Source organism: Bacillus sp. FSL R5-0654 (genome assembly GCF_038008745.1).
In the GTDB taxonomy this organism is placed as follows: domain Bacteria; phylum Bacillota; class Bacilli; order Bacillales; family Bacillaceae; genus Bacillus; species Bacillus safensis.
In genome coordinates this window covers 2,171,021-2,193,567 of sequence record NZ_JBBOZV010000001.1, presented here as the reverse complement: position 1 = coordinate 2,193,567, position 22,547 = coordinate 2,171,021, and the positions used below count along the sequence as shown (strand labels likewise).

Below are 22,547 nucleotides of genomic sequence, written 5' to 3'. Positions count from 1 at the left end.
GGAGTGAGACACATGGGGCGATTGACAGGAAAAAGGATTTGGATTACTGGCGCATCTGGGGGCATTGGTGAAAAAATGGCGTACTTGGCAGCAGAAGAAGGCGCAGAAGTCATTATTTCAGCAAGACGAGTGGAAAAGCTTACTAGTGTGAAAGAAAAAATTATGAGTGCTGGCGGGGTGTGTCACATCGCTCAGCTTGATGTCAGCCAGCTTGAGGACATTGATCGCGCGTATGAAGAAGTGGGGCCGGTCGATATTTTGGTCAACAATGCCGGCTTTGGCGTATTCGATCTCGTCGAAGATGCCTCCATAGAGGAAATGGTGTCGATGTTTGAGGTGAATGTGTTTGGCTTAATCGCCTGCACGAAAAAGGTCATCCCTGAGATGAAACAAAGAGGGCAGGGACATATTATCAATATCGCATCCCAGGCAGGAAAGATTGCGACACCCAAATCAGCGATTTATTCCGCATCAAAGCATGCTGTTCTTGGATTTTCAAACAGCCTCAGAATGGAGCTGGCAGACTCAGGCATTCACGTGACGACGGTCAACCCAGGACCAATTGCCACAGACTTCTTTACCATCGCTGACCGCAGCGGTGAATATGTGAAGAACGTTGATTTTATGATGCTGAGTGCGGACAAGGTGGCAGAGAAGGTCGTATCTGCCATGATGACGAAAAAGAGAGAGATTAATCTGCCCGGCTGGATGAACGCTGGCAGCAAATTGTATCAGTTATTCCCATTTTTATTTGAAAAAGCAGCACGAAAAGCAATGATGAAAAAGTAACAAAAAAGAAACCGGTTTTGAACTGGTTTCTTTTTTTGAGGTGAGGCTTCATTGTGACACTTTCTATATCCGTCTTGCCGCTTGCTGAAGCGGGTCCCATACACTGTTAAACGGCGGTGCATAGCTAATATCTAAATCTTCAAGATCTGTTATGGTCAGCTCTTGGTAAAGGGCAGCCGCCACGATATCGATCCGTTTATCTACACCGTTTCTGCCGATGATTTGGGCACCAAGCAACGTGTGGTCATCGCTTCTGTAAATCAGTTTCACTTTCATTTTCTGCGCTTCTGGGTAATACTTCGCGTGATCTGTACTATCAATGGTGATGACGGATAAAGGAATGTCCGCCTCTTTTGCTTCTTTTTCTGATAAGCCTGTTCGTCCCGCTGTCACGTCCATAAATTTCATGACGGCTGTTCCAGTCACGCCTTGAAACGCCCGGTTTGTCCCTGTCATATGAAATCCTGCGATTCTCCCTTGTTTATTCGCAGTTGTGCCGAGCGGAATATAATCCAGTGATTTTTTGATGCGGTGATAGGTTGCCGCGCAATCACCGGCAGCATAAATGTCTTTTATATTGGTTTGCATGTATTGATTTACTGCAATAGCGCCATTTTGAAGACGCTTGATTCCGGTATGATGTAAAAAGGAGGTTTGCGGAGTGACACCGATGGCCATGATGACCATATCTGTTTGTATGGTTTGTTTGTCTGTGATAACAGCTGTGACATGTGACTTGCCTTCTAATTGCTGTACCGTTTCTCCAAGCGATACGTGAATGCCCTTGGCGTCAGCCTCTTCTTTAAGATATTTTGCCATATCGGAGTCAAAGCCCGGGCCGAGTGCTGCTCCCCGCTGAATGATATGTACGTTTTTTCCGAGCGCTTTTAAATTTTCAGCCATTTCAAGGCCGATATATCCACCGCCAATAATCGTGACATGTGTGATGTCCTTTTTTAAATGGTCTAAAATGGACAGCGCATGCGGGATGGTTTTTAATACGTGTACGCCTTCTAATGGCTGTCTGTCTAAATCCAGTGTGACAGGGCTTGCTCCTGTCGCAATTAAGAGGCGGTCGTAGCTTTCTGTAAAGGGTTCTTTTGTTTTCGTATGATGACCCGACACTGTTTTTTGCTCTGGGTCAATGGAGGTCACTTCGTGTAAGCATCTGGCGTCAATTCCATATTTCTCACGAAAGGTTTCAGCACTGCGTGCGATCAGCTTTCTGTGATCATCAATGAGACCGCCGATCAAGTAGGGGAGTCCGCACTGTCCATATGAGAAAATCTCTCCTTTTTCAAAAGCAACAATGTATGCATTTGGATCCTCTCTATATATTTGCATAGCGCAGCTCATTCCAGCTGCATCTCCGCCAATCATCACATATTTCATTTAGTGTGCTCCCTTCTATCTATCGTACTGAATACTCTTATTTACCCTCATATTCCTTTTTTTAATGCTTTTTTTTCGCAAAACAAGCAAACTTTCGTTGAAAAATAAAGACAGCGCCTTCATTTTAAGCTACAATCGGATTATCGTCTTTTTGGGTTACGAGTTTAGTGAAGATTGGTGGGAAAGACTTTGAGTGACACGCGACTAGATTTTAATACGCTATACACGCGCCATACGAGAGAGGCCTGGGCAGCTCTTGGAGAATATATGCCGGTATCTGTTTCAGAAGAGGAAGCAAGAGCGCTGCAAGGGTTAAATGACTATTTATCGCTTGAAGAAGTTCGAGATATTTACATACCGCTTATTCGTTTTCTGACATTACATGTCTTTGCAGAAAAACAAAAAAACCAGCATGTGAATGCCTTTTTAAACTACCCGCATCATGCCAAAATTCCCTTTTTAATTGGGATTGCTGGAAGTGTAGCTGTCGGGAAAAGCACAACGGCTCGTATCATTGAAACGCTTTTATCTAGGCTTGGAGATGGGCTGAAGGTGAGTCTTGTGACAACAGATGGCTTTTTATATCCTCAAAAAGAATTAAAGGATCGAGGGCTGATGGAAAAGAAAGGCTTCCCGGAAAGCTATGATGTCAAAGCCCTGCTGTCTTTTTTGAATGAATTAAAATCAGGTAAACAAACTGTGCATGCCCCGGTATATTCGCATCTGACCTATGACCGGCTAGAAGGGGTGTATGAAACAGTAGAGGATGCGGATATTGTCATCATTGAAGGAATCAATGTGCTCCAATCACCAGCGCTGGATGATCTGAAGGATGAACCGCGTGTGTTTGTATCCGATTTCTTTGATTTTTCGATTTATGTAGACGCCGCTGAAACGCAAATTCAGTCATGGTATAAAGAACGATTTCGTTTGCTAAGAGAAACAGCCTTCCAAGACCCTGAATCCTTCTTTCATCAATATAAAGATTTGACGGATGAAGAGGCAGATCAAATGGCAAGCACCATTTGGAATACCGTGAACCGCCCTAATTTATATCAAAATATTTTACCGACAAAATATCGGGCTGATCTCATTTTGAAAAAAGGGGATCAGCATAAGGTGGAAGAGATCGCCATCCGCCGGGTATAAAGAAAAAACCGCTCAAACGAGAGAGCGGTTTTTTTAATGATCTCCACTTACTTTAACAGCTATGGCTGCTGCCGATCGCTTTTTTAGACGGTAATATCCAATGAGTAAGAATGGAACGCCTGCGATGGTGATCATTGACAAGACCGTAAAAATGGAGAGGGGATGGGCTGCGCCAAAATAGTCAATGCACAGTCCGCCGACAAATGGTCCGATGACACTGCCGAGCTGAGAAAATCCCATCGCCCCAAAGTACGATCCCTTCACTTCAGGCTTTGCAATATTGTCTACAAAAAGATCCATCATCGCAAACAGCAGAACCTCCCCAATTGTAAACACGACAATGATGAAAGCAAGCATGCCGAGACTTTGTGAAAAAGCAATGGCAAACAAACTGCCGGCAAGAAGAATATTCCCGGTGGTCAGCGACAAAATGGTGGAGTAGCGCTTTGCAATCATGATGAGCGGGTATTGTATGACAATGACAACCACTGCATTTAAAGATAAAAGATATCCAAACAGTTTAGGACCATCCTCAATCATAGGTGACGCTGATAAGTATTGAGGCAGCGTTGAGCTTAAATGCGAATACCCGAACGAACATAAGGTAACGCCGATGAGGATGATGCTAAAGACTGTATCTTTTTGGATAATGGAAAGGGCTTTTTTGACGCTGATTTGTTTCGTGTTTTCTGGAGCAGCAACTGGATGCTTCTGAAATTGCCAAGCCAGCGTTAATCCGTATAACAAATAAATGAAGGCAGCGACAAGAAATGGAAATGTTGTTTTCGATGATCCAAGATATAAGCCAAGCAGCGGGCCGAAGATTACACCGATGTTAATGGCCGTATACCGTAAATTAAAAACAAACAACCGAATACTTGATGGGGTGACATCAGATAAGAGCGCCTTAGACGTTGGTTCAAACAGTGCCCGGCACAGTCCGTTTAAAGCGTTCATGAGAAAGAAGACCCAAATGGCATCTGCAAACGCAAAGCCAACAAAGACAAATGACCAACCGAAGATGGATAGAAGCATGACTTTTTTTCTGCCGATTCGGTCAGAAACATAGCCGCCGTAAAAACTCGCCACGATCCCAATAAGGGAGCTGACGGCAATGATTAACCCAGCTGAAGAAGCTGAGGCCCCTTTGACTTGTGTCAAATAAACGGCTAAAAAAGGAATGCTCATAGACGTCGCCATTCGGCCGAATATGGTACCGATGATGATTGTCCAACTAAGTGGATGTAAAGTACGTAAGTTATTTTTCATGCTGTTTCTCCCCTGAGTGTTAAGATGTTCCAATCATACATGAAAAATTGTGCAAATTAAATACACAATTTGATGGAGGAGACATCCGTCATATGGCAGAGGAGCCTTTAATGGCCCCGCAAATTCGAAGTCTTGTTTTTTTCTCCCGGTGCTTCTATGTCTTTTAGTATGCTGATTCGTACGATCACTTAAAGACAATTTAATCAAGATCAATCGCGACAATTTGCTGCAAGGACAGGTGGAGAACATCTTCATCATTGACGATTTTTATGCGCTGCGTTTCATAATGAATGGTTTTCACCCAGCCCCAAAACTGCTGTTTCATACCTGCTGCAGCATATGTCACGCAAATCGCTTGGTCCTCTGTAATCGACTGTGTGATCAAAAAATTCATTTCCTCTAACTGGTCAGTACTCAGCGAAGGAGGCGTGTATTCTTTTTTCTTCCGTTTTTGAGCAAGCAGCTGTTCACGGTGCTCTGGGAGCATCATTCGGCTTGATTCCCACATGATGTTGTATCCAGGTGTTAATTTATTGGGATTCATGGCTGTTCGCCTCCGTTATTTGTAATGTCCACCAATTTTTTCGGCGCGGTGATACGCCTGCCCTGCGCTTGTTAGTGACGAGGCGTGCAAGAGTGCAGCAGGTCCATACTTCATATGGATCGCATCAAATACTTTGCTGAGTCTGTCTTTTTTGAAATGGTGATCAAATAAACTCAGCTGATAGTGGCTGTCAGGCTGCAGCTGCGAGAGAGTAATACCTACACTGCGAATGGGCTGGCCATCCCAGTGCTGCTGACATAGCTGAATAGCTGCTTCTGCAATATCTCTCCCGTACTGTGTGGGGGAATGGAGCTTGATTTGTCTATGAAATCCAGTCGGATGAGAAAAATCAGCGCCTCTTACGCCAACAGACACCGTTTGCCCAACATAATGCTTAAAGCGCGCACGTCTTGCCACTTCTTCACTCAATTCAAGAAGGGCGACTTTGATGTCCTCAAAAGACGCATAATCATGGGGAAGGGTCATATGATGCCCAACCGCTTTTTGCTGATCATGTGTGTGAAGAGTGACCGGGGAAGGGTCGTGTCCTAAAGCAGTTCGCTGCAGAAGCTCCCCGTTGATTCCCCAGCGTTTTTTTAGCCGGTCTAACGGATAAGCAGCAAGCGTCCCGATGGTACTGATGCCCATTCGTTTTAAATGGTGCTCCATCCGTTTGCCGACGCCAAATAATTTTCCAATCGGAAGCGGCCATAAATCAGCCGCAACCCGGTCTGCACGAAGTTCATAGATGCCAGATTTGTTTTTTTTAGCAAAATGGTCACAGGCCATTTTAGCGAGCACTTTATTAGGACCAATGCCAACACGTGCGTAAATGCCTGTCTGGTTCATAATGGTCGTTTGTATATTTTGAGCGATCTCGCGGGGCGAACCGAGTAGTGTCACACTTCCCGTAATATCAAGAAACTGTTCATCAATTGAATAGGGTTCGACAAGATCCGTGTATTGTTCAAGCAGTTCTGTCATCATGACAGAGACATCAAGGTAGCGCTGCATACGTGGACGTACGACGACGGCTTCAGGGCATTTCTCCTGTGCTTCCCATAATCTTGATGCATTTTGTACGCCCCGTTTTTTAGCGAGCGGGCAGGCTGCAAGTACGACCCCGCTTCGCCGTTCGGGATCTCCTGAGACGATGAGCGGCACATCCTTCAAATGGGGAGCCTCCACTTTTTCGACTGACGCATAAAACGACTGCATATCCACAAGCAGAATGGCTCGTTCATTCATGATTTTCACCTCTTAGAACGTATGTTCTGTATACATTTTAACCGCCAGAAGGTGAAATTGATACTGGTAAATCATTCAAAGAGAAGAGTGTAAATCCATACAAAAAAGACGAAGTGTCTCCACTTCGTCTCATCTGGGTAAAATGAGTCATTTTAAGCATGTGCCAAGTTGTTGGATGTTTGGAGCGGCTCAGAACGCAAACGATAGGCCGTTAGTTTTTTCTTAGGCTTATGGGTAAACTGCCGCACCACATCCACGTGGTCATCGTAATGATACAGATAAAGGGTTACATCATGCTTGCCAAGCTTTGTTTGCATGGTAAGCGGCGCTGGCCCTTCCTGTGGATGAAGAAAACGCTCTTCGTCACCAGGATAAATATAATAGCGTTCAATAAAGATCGCATCATTAAAATGTTGAATAATTTCGGATGTTTGCTGATCATCGAGTGGACGTCCTTGAAACGTCATCGTTGTTTGATCACTTGTTACTTTTGCATGCACCGCATAACGACTAAAAAGGCGTTCAACAACACCCGAAGGCAGCGAAGTGACAAGCAGCTTTAAAAGGCTAAACACAACAAGTGAAGTAACAATCCAAACCAATATCATCATCTCCAATAAACGTTTGTTCCATTTCCTATATGAACCATCTTAACATAACAAAAGAATGGATCTTTCGCATAAAAAGTGAACTTTTTGAAATAAGTGTGAAGATTTAAAAGGAGATGATAGCAAAAGAACGAAGAACCAACAAAGCTGAAAGGAAAAAAGGCTGATACATCACCTTTACAAACAATTGATCAGACAGGTAGACTATTGAAACAGTTGATTTTTTGTGAAAAAAGAGCGGTACAGCTAAAAATGAAAAGGGGCGAGGCCATCATGATACGTCAAGTGAAGCCGTCAGATTTTTATGCGGTCACATCCGTCATTCAAAGCTGGTGGGGAGGCAGAGATTTACGAGCGAAATTGCCAAAGCTATTTTTCGAACATTTTCAGCAAACAAGTTTTGTCGTTGTTGAAAAAGGTGAACTGATCGGCTTTTTAGTCGGTTTTTTATCGCAATCGCATTCAGATGAAGCGTATATTCACTTTGTTGGGGTACATCCAGACCACCGGAAATTGAAGATTGGCAAAATTCTCTATCAAGCGTTTTATGAAGCGGCTGAAAAGGAAGGAAGAACAACGATTAAGGCTATTACAGCTCCTGTCAATAAAGTCTCGATTGCTTACCATACAAAGCTCGGTTTTCAGATAGAAAAGGGAGATAAAACAGTGGATGGCATTTCAGTTTTTTCAGATTACGACGGCATTCATGAAGACCGGGTGCTATTTGTAAAAAAGCTGGAGGCGAAAACATGATCATCAGACTGGATCAAAAAAATGAAGAACAAGCGAAAGAGCTGTTACATATCCAATTGGCTGCATATCAGCGGGAGGCAGAACAAATTGGCTATCAAGATTTACCGCCCTTAAAAGAAACGGTTCAAGACATAATAGAAACAGATGAGATTTTCATAGGCTTTGAAAAAGAGGGGCATTTGTTAGGAATCGCTTCATATGAACTGCATGATGATCGGATCATCCTCAGCCGGTTAGCTGTGCACCCACAACATGTCAATCAAGGAATCGGGACAGCGCTTCTGCAATCCATTATCCAGTATCAAAAAACAATAGAGCTCACAACAGCAGAGGCAAATACACCAGCAATCAAGCTTTATGAAAAACTAGGGTTTAAACAGAAGGCCCGTTTGCAGGTGGAAAACAATCTGATGTTAACAAAGATGGAACGTTTGATGCTTCGAAAGGTGGAAGTGATTGAATACCAATCGAGCTGGCCAAAACAATTTCAAGATGAGCATGACGAGCTGAAAAAGATAGTTGGCGACAACTGGGTATATGGCCACCATATTGGCAGTACGTCAGTCATAGGAATGGCGGCTAAGCCAATTATTGATATCTTGCTAGAGGTGAAGCATATCAGCACCTTAGATGAGTGTAACCACCTGTTTCGCCAGCTTGGATATGAACCTCTCGGAGAAAATGGACTCAAGGGAAGACGTTTTTTTAGAAAAGGCGGCTTGAACCGAACACATCACGTTCACGCCTATGAAGCCGGACATGATGATGTAAAAAGGCATTTGGTGTTCCGAGATTATTTAAAAGCTGCACCTGATCGTGCCAAAGCCTATGCAGATAAAAAGCGTCAATTGGCAAAAGCCTATCCTGAAGATATGGCAAGTTATATCAAAGGAAAAGATGAGCTCATTAAAGAAATTGAACAAGAAGCGTACAATTGGTCAGACCAGTTAAAGACAAATGATCAGACATAAGAGCTAACAGGGCGTGAACATGTTTAATTGATGACTGATATGTTACAATGTAACAATCAAAGAAAAAAGGATGTTCGGCATGTATATTCATATAACAGAACCAGCAGCAGTGTTCCTTACAAAACAACAAGCAGGGCATGAAACAAAAGAGCTGCTCCTTCGATATGATTCAGATGGGTGCGGCTGTGCGGTAAGCGGTGTCCCAATGATTTGGCTCACAGGTGAAAGAACAGGCGAATGGGAAGAACTCAAGCATAATCAGCTCTTTAAGCTGTACATACACACAGCACAAAAGGTCTTTTTTGACGAGGAAATGACGATTGATTTTAACGAAAAAGCCAACACACTCATGTTGAAAAGTCCTCAACAAATACTCAGCCCGAGAATGGGTATACTTGTAAAGTAAGGTGGAAATGTAGTGGATCAAAAGCTAAAAGTGATACAAAATACGGCACAAAATAAAACATGGGTGTCGTTTTTAAATAACAATCATCCCTATAGCCTTTTGCACTGGTCAATAGGTGGAATGGATTCGGTGAAAAAGGACGTTTGGCTTCTTCAAGATGAAGTCACATTTGAAACAGAAGAATTTCCAACGCTCGAATTAGCTGTCAATTGGATCAAAGAGAATATGGACCAAGTAACAGATGTATTATAAAAGCCCTTTTTCGAAAGGGTTTTTTTCGTGCGTTCATCATCTCATCAAACCGCATGGCTGTCTAATCCGGAAAATGATCTTTTGGGAACGGAAAAAGCCGTTTTTCAACAAACAATTCGACAAAATGAGCAAGCTGGAAATAAAAAAATAATGGCTGTAAATGCCGAAAAATAGGCATTTGCAGCGTTAATTGCGGGATACCGAAAACTTTGCGAAAAATGACATTTCATATTTCTTCCATTCGAGGAAATGTGATAGAATACAACATGTATCGTATATGAGAAGGGAGGTGCTAAAGTGAATTGAAGCTCAAGCTGTCATCGCCTCAGGTTGGAATCAAAATAAACGAATGGTATAGGCAGATTTGCGGATTTCATGTGATGAAAGCAGAGAAGCTGAAGGCGGAGATCGAGCAGGAAATCCTGGAGATGGAGCAGGATCAAAACTTGTTATTGTTTTACCAGCTGATGGATTTTCGTCACAAGGTGATGCTTGAATATTTTGAACCGGCAAAGAAAGCCTCGAATGATGAAGAGATTAAGAATTTGCTAGAAACGATTGAACATTCACAAACGAAATTAACGGATATGCTTGAATACTATGTTCATTTTTTCACAGGAATGTTTGAATTTGAACAGAGAAACTATTTAAGTGCCATTGCTTATTACCGCTCAGCAGAAAAAAAGCTCAATCTCATATCAGATGATATAGAAAGAGCAGAATTTTACTTTAAATTAGCAGAAATTTACTACCACATGAAACAAACCCACTTTTCGATGCACTATGCCTTGCAAGCGTTAGATACGTATTCTGCCTACAGAACGTACACGCTGAGAATCATCCACTGTGAATTTGTCATTGGTGCAAACTATGATGATTTGAAATGCTATGAACATGCATTGCCCTACTTTAAAAATGCTCTAAAGCGAGCACGCTCAATTGGAAACCCTCGAGTCATAGGTTCGGCCCTTTTCAACTTAGGTAACTGTTATTATCAAATGAACGATCTTGCGGAAGCAAGCCGTTATCTAAAAGACTCTATTGAAGTGTTTGAAAAGGAGAATTTAACCCATCTTAATCGCTCTCTAGACCCACTATTTATGCTGACACAAATCCTGTTTAAACAAAAACAAATAAAAGAGTCGTTAACCCTCTATCAACAAGGTATTATGAAGGCCTGTGAATTAGAAGATGAAATTTACATCTGCAAATTTCAGTTCTTAAAAGCATTATACGTTGATGCAGACATAACAATCATAGACGATACATTAGACCTGCTCGAGGACAAGCGCTTATACCCAGATATTGAGGAATTGGCACTTGATGCGGCTCATTATTACAATGAGCTTGGACTGTTTGAAGTATCTACCCGGTTTTACGAAAGGAAAATTCAAGCCATATCAAAAATCCAAAATGGGGGTCATTTATATGAAAACGAGTTTGATAGTTCTTTTATTGGCAGCAACTGCAGGATTATCGGTCATGAGTCAGCAGCAATCGGAAGAGAGCCATATGGAGCTTGCGGGCAGACACCATACAACAGTGGTGACTATCGCATAAGTTAGCTCAAAAAGAGGGGACGAACTGCTGTTCATTCTCCTCTTTTATTTTCATTCAATTCAAATCTTTGAAGAAATGCTTGAATTTCTTGCTTATAAGCTTCCTTATTTTCGCTAAAAGACATTGCATGCGCACCGTGTGGCGCAATAAATAACTGTTTGTCACCCTTTTTTCGTGCATATAACTGCTGACTTTGCTCACAGGGGATATAGTCGTCATGGAGGCTATGAATAAAAAGTACAGGTTCTTTCACCTGATCAATCACATCAAGAGGGGAAACTTGCCGGATGCGGTATCCGTCCCGCCATTTTAACACTTGATCACTTAGTGGAAGAATCCACTCTCCTGAAAGGCGAAAATCTGTTTTTAATCGATAAAGAAGCTGGTCCTCAAAAGAAGCAAAAGGGCAGTCTGCTATGTAAAAATTGGCGTTTGCTTCTGGCTTTGCAGCATATAACAAGGTCGTGACTGCACCCATTGATTCTCCGTGTATCCCAATGATGGCACTTTCTCCGAGTTTTTGTCTGAGCCACTTTACGATCTTTGCTAGATCTTCTTTTTCATAATATCCATAACTTGTGGTTTTTCCGCCGCTCATCCCATGTCTTCTATGATCATAAAGCATTACATTCCATCCGAGCTTTTGGAATAATTTCATATACTTAACGGAGTTAATCAAGCTGACTGTAACACCGTGGCAAAGGACGATTGTGCGTGTTGTATGTGGATACGGCACAAAATAGCCATGGAGATCATAACCAAATGCTGAAGGAATACACACTTTCTCTTTTTTAAGCTGTTGAAATTCCTCATGATGATAATGGCCTCCATCTGATTCTCGTTTGATGAGCTCTTCATCCGTTAATTTTCGAATATACATCATTTTATTGGTGAAAAAAATGCCGATTGCAGCGAGTGGACATAATATGAAGGCAAATATAGCGATCCATTTCTTCATCTAGCCGATTCTTCCTTTCCGGAGTTTTTTCTATGACGATCATACCACATCTTGGGAGATTGGCGTGCCTCTTGCTCAGAAAATAAAACGGGTGATACACTAAGTCAAAAGGAGAGAGGCACAATGAAAAAGACCAAACAAGATCAAGCGAAATTAAAGGACGGCATAAACGATGATGTCAAACAGCAGCTTCTTCAAATGAAGCAGAACCTTGCCGTCGAGACAGAAAAAAGAGAAGAACAAAAACGACAAGACCTCCTTCGGCAGCAGAAAGAAAAAGAAAAAAACAAAAGCTTTTCAGAGCTGCTAGATGAAAGCCATTTAGACTGGAGAAAGTATAAAAGCTAAAAAAGAGGGCGATGATGCTCTCTTTTTTCATACCATCATTTTAAGATAGATCCACAGCAGAAACATAGAAGTGCTAAAAGAGAAAAGCACTTCTTCCCCCTTCACATCACTTCATTTCAGAATTGTGACAGTATGATATCTATAGTCAAACGAAACGAAATCCCATAACTTATGTTTAAGATAGAAGTAAAAAGGTGAGTATTGAATTATTTAAATTCCTTTTTATTGAAAATACGGTTATTAAGACCCTTTTGATAGAGGATCATTCTCCTTATAATGAAGGTGCATTACAAAATTTGGGAATGGAGATGATTCACATGAAATTGAGAAAAACAATGGCTGGAGTCGCTTTATCTTTAGGATTGCTTTTACCTGTTTCTGGACAAGCTCTTGCTACAAATGATTTAACGAATGCTGATTTGAGTACAAAGGCTACTTCAATTGTAGATTGTTCTGTAACCCCTTTTAAAGGCGCAAGTAATCGACTATGTATGTATTCAGATAATGGTTCTTTTGCAAATAGTTTCAGTCGCTTTGGTACTACATTTTATCTTAAAGGCAAATCTGGAAATTATGCATATTATGAAAGTGCAAGATAAGGACAACGGGGCTTTTAGCCCCTCCTCATTTTTAATAGAGAAACACTAGCATCATACATACGCTAAAATAAAAAGATTGTAGAAAAACATGAGTTCTTCTACAATCTGAGAGATCACATCATGTGATCTTTTTTGTTATTTGAACCGGTGCGCCTCATACACAGATGGTTTTGTATAGTAAGTTAATGCTTTGACTTCTTGATCACTTAAAGAACGTGCATTTGCTGCTGCTATATTTTCTTTTAACTGATCCACTGAGCTTGCACCAAATACAACGGAACTGACCGCAGAATGTTTCAGTATATACTGAATGGACAGTTCAGTGAGTGATAGGTCATAAGCGACTTTCTTTAAAGAAGGAATGATCTGCTGAAGCTCTTCAAATGAATATTGAAGATAGCCGTTTTTTTGAATCGCTGCACTTGCCTGAGAAAGTGGCTTTTCAGTTAATAATCCTTTCGCTAAAGGGCCTCTTGCGACGACACTAATGCTTTGTTCTTCAAGTAGAGAGAACCATTCTTCTGGGCGGCGGTCGAGTAAACTATATTGCATCATCACGCTTACGATATTGGACTTTTTGGCATATTCTTTAATGACATTTGGACGGATAGATGAAATGCCATAATAACGAATAACGCCTTCCTCTACTAATTCTTCAAAAGCCTCAATCGTTTCATCAATGGGGTCATCAATCGTGCCTCCGTGTAATTGATATAAATCAATATAATCTGTTTGAAGCCGCTTGAGGCTTTGTTTTACTGCTTCCTTTATGTACGCTTTTGAAGGATCCCAGTCCCAGCCTGGTTTGCCTTTTTCAAAGCGGTTGCCGCCTTTTGTCGCCAAAATCAAATCCTGCCGTCTGTTTTTAATGGCTTCCCCGACAATTTCCTCATTTGTCCCAAAATCATATAAATCGGCTGTATCCAAATAGTTAATTCCGAGATCAATGGCCTCATCTAATAAAGAGAGCGCTTTTTCTTTATCAGTCCCAAGAGACATGCATCCTAGTGCCGCCTCGCTCACTAAAAGATCTGAGGTGCCAATTCGTCTTTTTTTCAATTCCATCACACTCCTATCCTTTCACATTAAGTGAAAAAAATCAGGAATTCAAGCTAGGTGATTTCAAATGGCGCATTGAAGCAAGCGTTTCGCTTTTCGCTTCTCTTAAATCATCTATGTTAAAATAAATGAAGTAAAAAGTGAAAGAAGAACGAGGAGCTGACAAAATTGAAGGACTTTGAAGAAAAAACATTATCGTCTAAAGAATTATACAACGGAAAAATCATTGATTTGGTTCTTGAAGATGTAGAATTGCCTAACGGAAAACAAGGCAAACGCGAAATCATTAAACATCCTGGTGCAGTAGCTGTCATTGCACGTACAGACGAAAATAAAATCATCTTGGTCAAACAATACCGTAAAGCACTAGAGAGAGCCATCGTTGAAATTCCGGCTGGAAAACTAGAAAAAGGGGAAGAGCCGGCACATACAGCATTAAGAGAATTAGAAGAAGAAACAGGATATACAACTCAGCAGCTTCAAAAGCTGACGGCCTTTTATACATCACCTGGTTTTGCAGATGAAATTGTTCACATTTATCTAGCAGATCAGCTAGTTCCGCTTGAAGAAAAAAGAGAGCTGGATGAAGATGAATTTGTCGAAGTAATGGAAGTTTCATTAGAAGAAGCCTTGCACCTCATTGAACAGCAGCATATTTACGATGCAAAAACAGCCTATGCCATTCAATACTTACAACTGCAAGAGGTACTTGAGTCAACAAAATGAAGGAATTTTTTGCAGACATCCATATTCATATTGGCAGAACAAGAACAGGCAGAGCTGTCAAAATTACAGGTGCAAGGTCATTGACAATTGACCAAATTCTCATTGAAGCAGCAGAAAGTAAAGGGATGGGGATGATTGGTGTGATAGATGCACAATCTCCAGAAGTCTTAGAAGAGTTAATAGAGGGTGTAGAGGAAGGCCGGTACACGGAACTAAATGACGGCGGTCTATCATTTGGAGAGACAGTGCTGCTTTTGGGCAGTGAATTAGAAATCAATGATGACTATTCAAAGGGACCGATTCATGTGCTGGCATTTATGCCCACACTACACAAAATGTCTGAGTTTTCCGCATGGCTTTCGCTTCATATGAAAAATGTGCATTTGAGTTCACAGCGCCTCTATGTTGATGGGAAAACACTTCAGCGCAAGGTTAAGGAGCTGGGAGGTTTGTTTATTCCTGCTCATATTTTCACGCCGCATAAAAGTCTATACGGCAAAGGGGTCAACACTTCTTTAACGGAAGTATTTGATCCTGACCTTATTGATGCTGTTGAGCTTGGTCTTAGCTGTGATACGTCAATGGCGTCCCAGTTGAGTGAGCTGAACCCGTATCCCTTTTTAACGAATTCAGATGCTCATTCTTTAGGGAAAATCGCGCGAGAATATACAAAAATCAAAATGGATCATGCCTCTTTTGCCGAATTCAAGCTAGCCCTTGAAGAAAAAGATGGCCGAGCTGTCACAGGAAATTATGGACTTGCTCCGCGGCTTGGGAAGTACTATCATACGACCTGCGAGAAATGCGGGGTTAGACCTCACGCACCAGATCAAAACGAGTGCCATGTATGCGGACATACACGGATGACAAAAGGAGTAAGTGAACGTTTAAAAGAGCTTGCTGACCAAGAGAGTGAAAAAAGAACGAGACCTCCTTATGTTCATCAGCTTCCGCTTCAGTTTATTCCGGGAGTTGGACCTAAAACACTGGAGAAGCTAAAAGCCGTGTTTCACACAGAGATGAATATTTTACATCAAGCAACAGAACAAGAACTAAAAGCCGTTCTGCCAGAAAAGACAGCGGGCTACATCATCAAAGCAAGGAAGGGCGAAGTCGGACTCATCGCTGGTGGAGGCGGAGTGTACGGTAAGGTGGATATCAATCATGAGTCACATTAAATGGACATGTCAAACGTTTGAACAATTGTCAAAAGAGGATCTTTACTTGATTCTCATGGAAAGAGTCAACGTGTTTGTTGTAGAACAAACATGCCCTTACCCTGAAATTGATCACAGGGACCAAGAAGCGCTTCATCTCATCGCAAAAGAGAACGGCGTCATTGTGGCGTATTGCCGAATTTTCCAAAACGGGATCATGTACAAAGAGGCGTCCATCGGCCGCATTCTTGTGACGCAGGCCGGCCGGAAAAAAGGCTATGGAAAGCTGCTGCTCATCAAGGCTTTAGAAAAGCTTAGTGAACTAGGTGAAACAAGTGTCAAAATACAGGCGCAAGCCTACCTGAAGTCATTTTATGAATCATTTGGTTTCAAGGCCGTCTCAGATGTTTATGATGAAGATGGGATTCCGCATCTTGATATGGTGAAAACAGAAAGATAGACGTTTTTACGTCTATCTTTTTTATGAAACATCGTGTATCATAACGTCAACGAAAGGGGTTTTGCCAAATGGGAAAAAGCAGAGCAAAGAAAAAACGAGAGCATATCCAAAGGCAGCACAGCCGAAATCCAGAACTGTCGAGAGGAAACATGCCGCATTTTAGCACACACGAAAGGAAGACAAAAACAAAACAAGAAGCCTTGCAGCATATGATGAAAAAACATAAAGGACGAAATGCTTATGATCACTATCAAGAGGATCATAAGCATTTTTATTTTGCTTTTTTGTGACAACTAGATCAAATAAATGGAAAAATTTTAAAAAATAGGACAAACGGTCGTTTCTTTTTGTCTAAAAATGTAGTTAAATGACAAAAAGAAACGAAAGGGAGAGTGAGTATCGTGAACGTCAAGTCATTTGGAGCAGGGCTTTGTATGGCAAGTGTGCTTGTGGCATCGGTCATGTTTGGCACGTCAGATATTTCTGCAAAGGAGCAAGCAAAAAAAGAGTACATGATCGGCTTTTCTTCTTCCGTTCAAGACAAAACACAAAAACAGCTTGTAGAAGAAGCTGGCGGGCATGTGAAAGAATCCATAGAGCAAATAGATATGATGAAAGTGTCATTGAATGAGACTTCGAAAAAGAAACTGAATGAAGCAAAAGAAGTGACCTTCATCGAGGAAGACCAAAAAGCAAAAACTAGCGGTCAAACTGTTCCATACGGCATCAAAAGCATCAAAGCACAAAAGGTACATAAACAAGGATACGCTGGACAGAATGTCAAAGTAGCCGTTCTTGACAGCGGCATCGACGGTAAACATGAGGATTTACATGTCACCGGCGGGGTGAGCTTTGTACCGGCAGAGTCTGATCCGCTTGTTGATCCGCATGAACATGGAACGCATGTGGCAGGCACAATTGCTGCATTAGATAATAAGGTAGGTGTCGTTGGTGTTGCGCCAAAAGCTTCTATCTATGCTGTCAAGGTGGCAGATGAAAATGGTGACGGCTACTATAGCTGGATCATAAAAGGGATTGAATGGGCCATTGAGAATGACATGGATGTCATCAATATTAGTATGGGGGGAGCAAGTGAATCTGAGGCGCTGAAAGAAGCGGTAGATCGAGCGTATGATAAAGGGATTCTCATTGTGGCTTCTGCAGGGAATGAAGGAAGCTACGGCTCTCTCAATACGATTGACTATCCGGCTAAATACAGCTCAGTGATGGCGGTTGCCTCTGTTGACCAAAAAAAGCAAAGAGCCTTTGATTCATCTGTTGGCGAGGAAATCGAAGTCTCAGCACCAGGCGTTTCAACGCTGAGCACCATTCCTCATAACGAATACGGCTACATGAGCGGAACGTCAATGGCATCACCGCATGTAGCGGGCGCTGCGGCTGTTATTCTATCAAAACATCCGAATCTGACAAACGATGAAGTGCGCGAGAGATTGTCAAAAACGGCGACAAAGCTTGGAGAACCTTTTTATTATGGTGCCGGGCTTGTGAACGTACAAAAAGCCGCACGATAAATGAAAAAGAGAAAGCAGTGAGCAGGCTGCTTTCTCTTTTTTCTTTCGATAAAACTGTCATGTTTCGTAATCTCTCTCATAGAATCTAGTAACCTTACGATTTGGGAGGAAGACACATGCGGAAAAAGTCTTGGAAGGAGCATCTTCTTCAGCACGTAAAAGATCATCTCTCGATTTATTTATTTGTCTCTGTACTCTTTTTAATGGGTGTGATCTTCGGTGCCATCATTGTCAATAGCATGACATTCAGCCAGAAAGAGGATTTATTCTATTATTTAAATCAATTTTTTGGTCAGCTGACAAATGAGAAAGCAGCAGAATCAAAAGAAATGTTTTTACAAAGCTTCCTGCATCATATGAAATATTTAGGCCTTATGTGGATTCTGGGAATCTCCATCGTTGGTCTGCCGCTTATCTTTCTTATGATCTTTTTAAAAGGAATTGTTGTGGGGTTTACTGTTGGTTTTCTCGTGAATCAAATGGGGCTGAGTGGATTTTTTCTCTCGTTCGTATCGGTGCTTCCGCAAAACATTTTGCTCATTCCAGCCTATTTAGTGATTGGCACTTGTGCGATTGCGTTTTCCATCCGTCTCATTGGACAGCTCTTCATGAAAAAAAATATCAGTCAAGCACCCGTCCAGTGGTTTGGCCGGTATGCATCGGTTCTGCTGATGATTTTAGCGCTTGCTGCACTTTCGTCTTTTTTTGAATCGTACATATCATTCATGCTGATGAAAAAGCTGGCAGGTGTTCTTTTATAATTGTTATTAATTAATAATCAATTTATTTATCAATTTAAAATGATTATAGTTGGCTCTCAGCACATCATTTGATATAATGATCAAGTAATGTGGCGTAGGAGGGAAAGTCAATGGAAAATAGGATTGATCGAATTAAGAAACAGCTTCATTCTTCCAGCTACAAGCTCACGCCACAGCGTGAAGCCACAGTAAGAGTACTGCTTGAGAATGAAGAAGACCATTTAAGTGCAGAAGATGTATACCTCCTCGTAAAAGAGAAGTCTCCTGAAATTGGTCTTGCTACTGTTTATCGGACGTTAGAATTGCTCACTGAACTGAAAGTTGTTGATAAAATTAACTTTGGAGACGGCGTTTCGCGATATGATCTTCGCAAAGAAGGAGCCGCTCACTTCCATCATCATCTTGTCTGCATGGAATGCGGAACAGTCGATGAGATAGAAGAAGATTTATTAGAAGATGTCGAAGAGATTATTGAACGTGACTGGAAATTTAAAATTAAGGATCATAGATTGACATTTCACGGCATTTGCCACCGGTGTCATGATGATGAATCCGGCAAATAATCCGAATTGGAACCTTTTCATTTAAGATGAAGAGGTTTTTTGCATTTTCGCTGTATATTCCTTGTCCCACCTGGCATATGCTGAAGTAATGAGAAGGTGAGAAAGGACTTGAAGATCATGCGAAAATGGCTCAAAACAACAGGTGAAGTGATCAAAGTATTTATCTTGTTCACTGGTTTTACCGTCCTGTTCTATTATGCTATGATATGGATAAATTCAGAATATGAAAGCTACCATCGTTATGATAAACCAGAGGGTGCAGCAATTAAAGTGATGGAAATGGATCAGCCGAATCAAGACAATTGGCAAGATCGATTGATTTATTTTTATCAAAACGGGGAGTAGAAATCATTGAACGATCAATTATCCGACTTTATTCATTTTATGACAGTAGAGAGAGGACTCTCTGAAAATACCATTGTTTCTTATAAAAGAGATTTACAAAACTACTTGTCTTTTTTAATGACACATGAACAGCTGACGGATATTAGCGATGTCACGCGTCTGCATATCATTCATTATTTAAAGCAGCTAAAAGAGGAAGGGAAATCGAGTAAAACGTCTGTACGGCATCTATCATCGATTCGTTCCTTTCATCAATTTCTGCTTCGGGAAAAAGTGACAACGGATGACCCGTCATGGAACATTGAAACGCAAAAAACAGAGCGGACTTTACCGAAAGTTCTATCATTAGGAGAGGTCGAAAAGCTGCTTGATACACCAAATCAGCACACTCCCTTTGACTACCGAGACAAAGCGATGCTTGAGCTCTTATATGCAACAGGCATTCGCGTCAGTGAAATGCTGGATCTGACCCTTGCCGATGTACACCTCACAATGGGCTTTGTCCGCTGTTTTGGAAAAGGAAGAAAAGAGCGTATTGTGCCAATCGGTGAAGCTGCTACAAGCGCGATTGAAGAATATCTCGAAAAGGGAAGAAGCAAGCTGTTAAAAAAACAGCCGTCCGATGCCCTATTTCTCAATCATCACGGGAAAAAAATGTCGCGCCAGGGCTTCTGGAAGAACTTAAAAAAACGAGCCATCGAAGCAGGGATTCAAAAGGAACTAACGCCTCATACGCTCAGGCATTCATTTGCTACACACCTGCTTGAAAACGGTGCGGACTTAAGAGCTGTACAGGAGATGCTCGGACATGCCGATATCTCGACAACACAAATTTATACACATGTGACGAAAACAAGACTGAAAGATGTGTATCACAAATTCCATCCAAGGGCATAAGTAAAGCATGACACAGTGAACGGGTGTCATGCTTTTTCATGTTTACACCGTTTATGGTTGTCAACTGGCTTGTAAACGGTTTATACTTGAGATGTCTGACCTCTCACTGTTTGTAAGGTCAAAAGACAAGAATATTGAAGGAGGCGCTTTTTAATGCCTGATTATCAGTATAAACGTATTTTCCTCGTCGTCATGGATTCAGTAGGAATTGGGGAAGCACCAGATGCTGCTGATTTTAATGATGTAGGTGCAGATACACTTGGACATATTGCTGAAAAAATGAACGGGCTTCATATGCCGAATATGGCGAAGCTTGGGCTGAGTCATATTAAAGAAATCAAAGGAATTCCAGCGGATGAAAAACCGCTTGCGTACTATGGAAAAATGCAAGAAGCATCAAACGGTAAAGACACAATGACAGGACACTGGGAAATCATGGGTCTTTACATAGACACACCGTTCAAAGTCTTTCCAGAAGGATTCCCAGATGAACTATTAAATGAACTAAAAGAAAAAACAGGCCGAGGTATTATTGGAAATAAACCTGCGTCTGGTACGGAAATTTTAGATGAGCTTGGCGAAGAGCACATGAAAACAGGTGATTTAATCGTTTATACATCTGCGGATTCTGTGCTGCAAATTGCTGCGCACGAAGAAGTTGTGCCATTAGATGAGCTTTACCGTATTTGTGAAATTGCCCGTGAACTTACATTAGATGAAAAATATATGGTTGGACGGATTATCGCTCGTCCGTTTGTCGGAGAGCCTGGCGCATTTGTTAGAACGCCAAACCGTCATGACTATGCGTTAAAACCATTTGACCGTACAGTCATGAATGAACTGAAAGATGATGGACTCGATGTCATTGCGATCGGAAAAATCTCTGATATTTATGACGGCGAGGGGATCACATCATCTCTTAGAACAAAATCAAACATGGATGGAATGGACAAGCTGGTCGATACACTTAAAACAGACTTTACAGGACTCAGCTTTTTAAACCTTGTTGATTTTGACGCTCTTTACGGACATAGAAGAGATCCAGAGGGTTATGGAAAAGCATTAGAGGAATTTGACGCGCGTCTTCCTGAAGTATTTGACCTGTTGAAAGAGGATGATCTTCTTGTGATCACAGCAGATCATGGTAATGACCCAGTTCATCACGGAACAGATCATACAAGAGAATATGTTCCGCTCATTGCTTACAGCAAAAAGCATCAGGAAGCAAATGAACTGCCAACAGCAAAAACGTTTGCTGATCTTGGGGCAACCGTTGCAGATAATTTCAAGATAGCGATGCCAAAATATGGAACAAGCTTTTTATCTAAACTTAAATAGGGGGAAATCTCGTGGGAGCACAGTTTTCAGAAGCGGCGGCATACATTAAACAAGCATCGACATATGTACCAACAGTTGGATTGATTTTAGGATCAGGGCTTGGCATTTTAGCAGATGAGATTGAAAATCCAATCAAAATAAAATATGAAGATATTCCTGGATTCCCTGTTTCAACAGTAGAGGGACATGCAGGGCAGCTCGTGATCGGAACGCTGAAAGGCACTGTCGTTTGCGCGATGCAAGGACGTTTTCATTTCTATGAAGGATATGATATGAAGCAAGTGACGTTTCCTGTCCGTGTGATGAAAGAAATTGGCATTGACACATGCATTGTCACAAATGCAGCCGGCGGTGTGAATACGTCATTCCGTCCAGGAGATCTCATGCTGATCACAGATCATATCAATATGATGGGAACCAATCCATTAATTGGCCCAAATGATAGTCAAGGCGTTCGTTTCCCTGATATGTCTGCACCGTACGATAAAGAATTGCTGGCACTTGCAGAAGAAACAGCCCAGCGTTTAGGCATATCTGTACAGCAAGGGGTTTATGCAGGGATGACAGGCCCTTCATATGAAACACCTGCTGAAGTTCGTTTCTTAAGAACACTTGGAGCAGATGCTGTTGGCATGTCGACAGTTCCAGAAGTTATTGTTGCGCGTCATGCAGGAATGAAAGTGCTTGGCATTTCATGCATTTCCAATGCGGCATCTGGTATTTTGGATCAGCCGCTGTCTCATGATGAAGTGATCGAAGTAACGGAAAAAGTGAAAGCAAGTTTTCTTGATTTAGTAAAAGACATTGTCAAACAACTTTCATAGCATGTGTCCAGAAGCCTTCTGCTACCCAAGCAGAAGGCT

28 protein-coding genes are annotated in these 22,547 nt (G+C 41.7%); 21 read left to right on the top strand and 7 right to left on the bottom strand.

Going from position 1 to position 22,547, the window contains the following annotated elements; all coding sequences use genetic code 11:
• Window positions 1–12 precede the first annotated feature (12 nt).
• Window positions 13–789, top strand: coding sequence for an SDR family NAD(P)-dependent oxidoreductase (locus NSS76_RS11015; protein ID WP_341082220.1), 777 nt, complete (start codon window positions 13–15; stop codon window positions 787–789).
• A 63-nt stretch (window positions 790–852) separates the two neighbouring features.
• On the opposite strand, the gene NSS76_RS11010 is transcribed toward NSS76_RS11015, so the two are convergent.
• Window positions 853–2,181 carry a CoA-disulfide reductase gene (locus tag NSS76_RS11010; protein ID WP_341082217.1) on the bottom strand — a complete coding sequence of 443 codons (1,329 nt, stop codon included), beginning with the start codon at window positions 2,179–2,181 and terminating at the stop codon, window positions 853–855.
• Window positions 2,182–2,370: 189 nt separating this feature from the next.
• On the opposite strand from NSS76_RS11010, the gene coaA reads away from it, so the two are divergent.
• Window positions 2,371–3,330 carry a type I pantothenate kinase gene (gene coaA, locus NSS76_RS11005; protein ID WP_024428044.1) on the top strand — a complete coding sequence of 320 codons (960 nt, stop codon included), beginning with the start codon at window positions 2,371–2,373 and terminating at the stop codon, window positions 3,328–3,330.
• A gap of 33 nt (window positions 3,331–3,363) precedes the next feature.
• Here coaA and NSS76_RS11000 read toward each other — a convergent pair whose 3' ends face one another.
• From NSS76_RS11000 to NSS76_RS10985, 4 genes are all read right to left on the bottom strand, one after another.
• A complete protein-coding gene (locus NSS76_RS11000; protein ID WP_073206209.1) occupies window positions 3,364–4,599 on the bottom strand; it encodes an MDR family MFS transporter in 1,236 nt (411 codons plus the stop codon).
• A gap of 199 nt (window positions 4,600–4,798) precedes the next feature.
• Window positions 4,799–5,143, bottom strand: coding sequence for a YolD-like family protein (locus NSS76_RS10995; RefSeq protein ID WP_041117889.1), 345 nt, complete (start codon window positions 5,141–5,143; stop codon window positions 4,799–4,801).
• 15 nt (window positions 5,144–5,158) lie between these two features.
• Window positions 5,159–6,391, bottom strand: a complete 1,233-nt coding sequence (locus NSS76_RS10990) for a DNA polymerase IV (RefSeq protein WP_341082208.1) — start codon at window positions 6,389–6,391, stop codon at window positions 5,159–5,161.
• A gap of 152 nt (window positions 6,392–6,543) precedes the next feature.
• Window positions 6,544–6,993, bottom strand: coding sequence for a YfmQ family protein (locus tag NSS76_RS10985; RefSeq protein WP_024422888.1), 450 nt, complete (start codon window positions 6,991–6,993; stop codon window positions 6,544–6,546).
• A gap of 279 nt (window positions 6,994–7,272) precedes the next feature.
• On the opposite strand from NSS76_RS10985, the gene NSS76_RS10980 reads away from it, so the two are divergent.
• The 6 genes from NSS76_RS10980 to NSS76_RS10955 all read left to right on the top strand — a co-directional run bounded on the left by NSS76_RS10980 (window position 7,273) and on the right by NSS76_RS10955 (window position 10,946).
• Entirely contained in the window at window positions 7,273–7,752 is a 480-nt protein-coding gene (locus NSS76_RS10980; protein ID WP_024422887.1) for a GNAT family N-acetyltransferase, read from the top strand.
• Window positions 7,749–8,723 (top strand): GNAT family N-acetyltransferase, encoded by a 975-nt coding sequence (locus tag NSS76_RS10975; protein ID WP_172880482.1) that lies wholly within the window; start codon window positions 7,749–7,751, stop codon window positions 8,721–8,723. Before NSS76_RS10980 ends, NSS76_RS10975 begins: the two co-directional genes overlap by 4 nt.
• A gap of 79 nt (window positions 8,724–8,802) precedes the next feature.
• Window positions 8,803–9,129, top strand: a complete 327-nt coding sequence (locus NSS76_RS10970) for an iron-sulfur cluster biosynthesis family protein (protein WP_264007440.1) — start codon at window positions 8,803–8,805, stop codon at window positions 9,127–9,129.
• Window positions 9,130–9,141: 12 nt separating this feature from the next.
• Window positions 9,142–9,381 carry a YqkC family protein gene (locus tag NSS76_RS10965; protein WP_024422884.1) on the top strand — a complete coding sequence of 80 codons (240 nt, stop codon included), beginning with the start codon at window positions 9,142–9,144 and terminating at the stop codon, window positions 9,379–9,381.
• Between the two features lie 27 nt (window positions 9,382–9,408).
• On the top strand, window positions 9,409–9,555 hold the full coding sequence (locus NSS76_RS10960) for a hypothetical protein (RefSeq protein ID WP_155762198.1): 147 nt from the start codon (window positions 9,409–9,411) through the stop codon (window positions 9,553–9,555).
• A gap of 128 nt (window positions 9,556–9,683) precedes the next feature.
• Window positions 9,684–10,946, top strand: coding sequence for a response regulator aspartate phosphatase (locus NSS76_RS10955; protein ID WP_024422883.1), 1,263 nt, complete (start codon window positions 9,684–9,686; stop codon window positions 10,944–10,946).
• A 26-nt stretch (window positions 10,947–10,972) separates the two neighbouring features.
• On the opposite strand, the gene NSS76_RS10950 is transcribed toward NSS76_RS10955, so the two are convergent.
• Entirely contained in the window at window positions 10,973–11,899 is a 927-nt protein-coding gene (locus tag NSS76_RS10950) for an alpha/beta hydrolase (protein ID WP_341082195.1), read from the bottom strand.
• Between the two features lie 123 nt (window positions 11,900–12,022).
• Here NSS76_RS10950 and NSS76_RS10945 point away from each other — a divergent pair, with 123 nt between their 5' ends.
• Together NSS76_RS10945 and NSS76_RS10940 are read left to right on the top strand one after the other, a co-directional pair.
• Window positions 12,023–12,247 (top strand): YqkE family protein, encoded by a 225-nt coding sequence (locus NSS76_RS10945; protein ID WP_024422881.1) that lies wholly within the window; start codon window positions 12,023–12,025, stop codon window positions 12,245–12,247.
• Between the two features lie 194 nt (window positions 12,248–12,441).
• A complete protein-coding gene (locus NSS76_RS10940) occupies window positions 12,442–12,846 on the top strand; it encodes an antimicrobial peptide LCI (RefSeq protein WP_341082192.1) in 405 nt (134 codons plus the stop codon).
• Between the two features lie 135 nt (window positions 12,847–12,981).
• Here the strand turns inward: NSS76_RS10940 and NSS76_RS10935 are convergent, their stop codons facing one another.
• Entirely contained in the window at window positions 12,982–13,905 is a 924-nt protein-coding gene (locus tag NSS76_RS10935; protein WP_172880485.1) for an aldo/keto reductase, read from the bottom strand.
• Between the two features lie 168 nt (window positions 13,906–14,073).
• Between NSS76_RS10935 and NSS76_RS10930 the strand changes: the two genes are divergently transcribed.
• From NSS76_RS10930 to NSS76_RS10880, 11 genes are all read left to right on the top strand, one after another.
• Window positions 14,074–14,631: an NUDIX hydrolase gene (locus NSS76_RS10930; RefSeq protein ID WP_034622377.1), complete on the top strand. Its 558-nt coding sequence runs from the start codon at window positions 14,074–14,076 to the stop codon at window positions 14,629–14,631.
• On the top strand, window positions 14,628–15,809 hold the full coding sequence (locus NSS76_RS10925; protein WP_171464492.1) for a TIGR00375 family protein: 1,182 nt from the start codon (window positions 14,628–14,630) through the stop codon (window positions 15,807–15,809). Before NSS76_RS10930 ends, NSS76_RS10925 begins: the two co-directional genes overlap by 4 nt.
• A complete protein-coding gene (locus tag NSS76_RS10920; protein WP_056767217.1) occupies window positions 15,796–16,248 on the top strand; it encodes a GNAT family N-acetyltransferase in 453 nt (150 codons plus the stop codon). The genes NSS76_RS10925 and NSS76_RS10920 overlap by 14 nt, the downstream gene beginning before the upstream one ends.
• Before the next feature lie 68 nt (window positions 16,249–16,316).
• Entirely contained in the window at window positions 16,317–16,538 is a 222-nt protein-coding gene (locus tag NSS76_RS10915; RefSeq protein WP_024422875.1) for a hypothetical protein, read from the top strand.
• A gap of 111 nt (window positions 16,539–16,649) precedes the next feature.
• Window positions 16,650–17,780, top strand: a complete 1,131-nt coding sequence (locus NSS76_RS10910) for a S8 family peptidase (protein ID WP_172880488.1) — start codon at window positions 16,650–16,652, stop codon at window positions 17,778–17,780.
• Window positions 17,781–17,896: 116 nt separating this feature from the next.
• Window positions 17,897–18,541, top strand: a complete 645-nt coding sequence (gene spoIIM / locus NSS76_RS10905; protein ID WP_198456940.1) for a stage II sporulation protein M — start codon at window positions 17,897–17,899, stop codon at window positions 18,539–18,541.
• Window positions 18,542–18,651: 110 nt separating this feature from the next.
• Entirely contained in the window at window positions 18,652–19,104 is a 453-nt protein-coding gene (gene fur, locus NSS76_RS10900) for a ferric iron uptake transcriptional regulator (protein WP_024422872.1), read from the top strand.
• Between the two features lie 117 nt (window positions 19,105–19,221).
• A complete protein-coding gene (locus NSS76_RS10895; protein ID WP_024428058.1) occupies window positions 19,222–19,449 on the top strand; it encodes a YqzK family protein in 228 nt (75 codons plus the stop codon).
• Window positions 19,450–19,455: 6 nt separating this feature from the next.
• Window positions 19,456–20,346, top strand: coding sequence for a site-specific tyrosine recombinase XerD (gene xerD / locus NSS76_RS10890; RefSeq protein ID WP_185853669.1), 891 nt, complete (start codon window positions 19,456–19,458; stop codon window positions 20,344–20,346).
• A gap of 153 nt (window positions 20,347–20,499) precedes the next feature.
• On the top strand, window positions 20,500–21,684 hold the full coding sequence (gene deoB / locus NSS76_RS10885; RefSeq protein WP_024422869.1) for a phosphopentomutase: 1,185 nt from the start codon (window positions 20,500–20,502) through the stop codon (window positions 21,682–21,684).
• Between the two features lie 11 nt (window positions 21,685–21,695).
• Window positions 21,696–22,508 carry a purine-nucleoside phosphorylase gene (locus tag NSS76_RS10880; RefSeq protein ID WP_056767204.1) on the top strand — a complete coding sequence of 271 codons (813 nt, stop codon included), beginning with the start codon at window positions 21,696–21,698 and terminating at the stop codon, window positions 22,506–22,508.
• The last annotated feature ends 39 nt before the right edge of the window (window positions 22,509–22,547 follow it).

Coding starts and splice junctions, on each gene's coding strand:
- NSS76_RS11015 (WP_341082220.1), top strand. CDS start 13: ATGGGGCGATTGACAGGAAAAAGGATTTGGATTACTGGCGCATCTGGG.
- NSS76_RS11010 (WP_341082217.1), bottom strand. CDS start 2,181: ATGAAATATGTGATGATTGGCGGAGATGCAGCTGGAATGAGCTGCGCT.
- NSS76_RS11000 (WP_073206209.1), bottom strand. CDS start 4,599: ATGAAAAATAACTTACGTACTTTACATCCACTTAGTTGGACAATCATC.
- NSS76_RS10995 (WP_041117889.1), bottom strand. CDS start 5,143: ATGAATCCCAATAAATTAACACCTGGATACAACATCATGTGGGAATCA.
- NSS76_RS10990 (WP_341082208.1), bottom strand. CDS start 6,391: ATGAATGAACGAGCCATTCTGCTTGTGGATATGCAGTCGTTTTATGCG.
- NSS76_RS10980 (WP_024422887.1), top strand. CDS start 7,273: ATGATACGTCAAGTGAAGCCGTCAGATTTTTATGCGGTCACATCCGTC.
- NSS76_RS10975 (WP_172880482.1), top strand. CDS start 7,749: ATGATCATCAGACTGGATCAAAAAAATGAAGAACAAGCGAAAGAGCTG.
- NSS76_RS10970 (WP_264007440.1), top strand. CDS start 8,803: ATGTATATTCATATAACAGAACCAGCAGCAGTGTTCCTTACAAAACAA.
- NSS76_RS10950 (WP_341082195.1), bottom strand. CDS start 11,899: ATGAAGAAATGGATCGCTATATTTGCCTTCATATTATGTCCACTCGCT.
- NSS76_RS10945 (WP_024422881.1), top strand. CDS start 12,023: ATGAAAAAGACCAAACAAGATCAAGCGAAATTAAAGGACGGCATAAAC.
- NSS76_RS10925 (WP_171464492.1), top strand. CDS start 14,628: ATGAAGGAATTTTTTGCAGACATCCATATTCATATTGGCAGAACAAGA.
- NSS76_RS10920 (WP_056767217.1), top strand. CDS start 15,796: ATGAGTCACATTAAATGGACATGTCAAACGTTTGAACAATTGTCAAAA.
- NSS76_RS10915 (WP_024422875.1), top strand. CDS start 16,317: ATGGGAAAAAGCAGAGCAAAGAAAAAACGAGAGCATATCCAAAGGCAG.
- spoIIM (WP_198456940.1), top strand. CDS start 17,897: ATGCGGAAAAAGTCTTGGAAGGAGCATCTTCTTCAGCACGTAAAAGAT.
- fur (WP_024422872.1), top strand. CDS start 18,652: ATGGAAAATAGGATTGATCGAATTAAGAAACAGCTTCATTCTTCCAGC.
- NSS76_RS10895 (WP_024428058.1), top strand. CDS start 19,222: ATGCGAAAATGGCTCAAAACAACAGGTGAAGTGATCAAAGTATTTATC.
- deoB (WP_024422869.1), top strand. CDS start 20,500: ATGCCTGATTATCAGTATAAACGTATTTTCCTCGTCGTCATGGATTCA.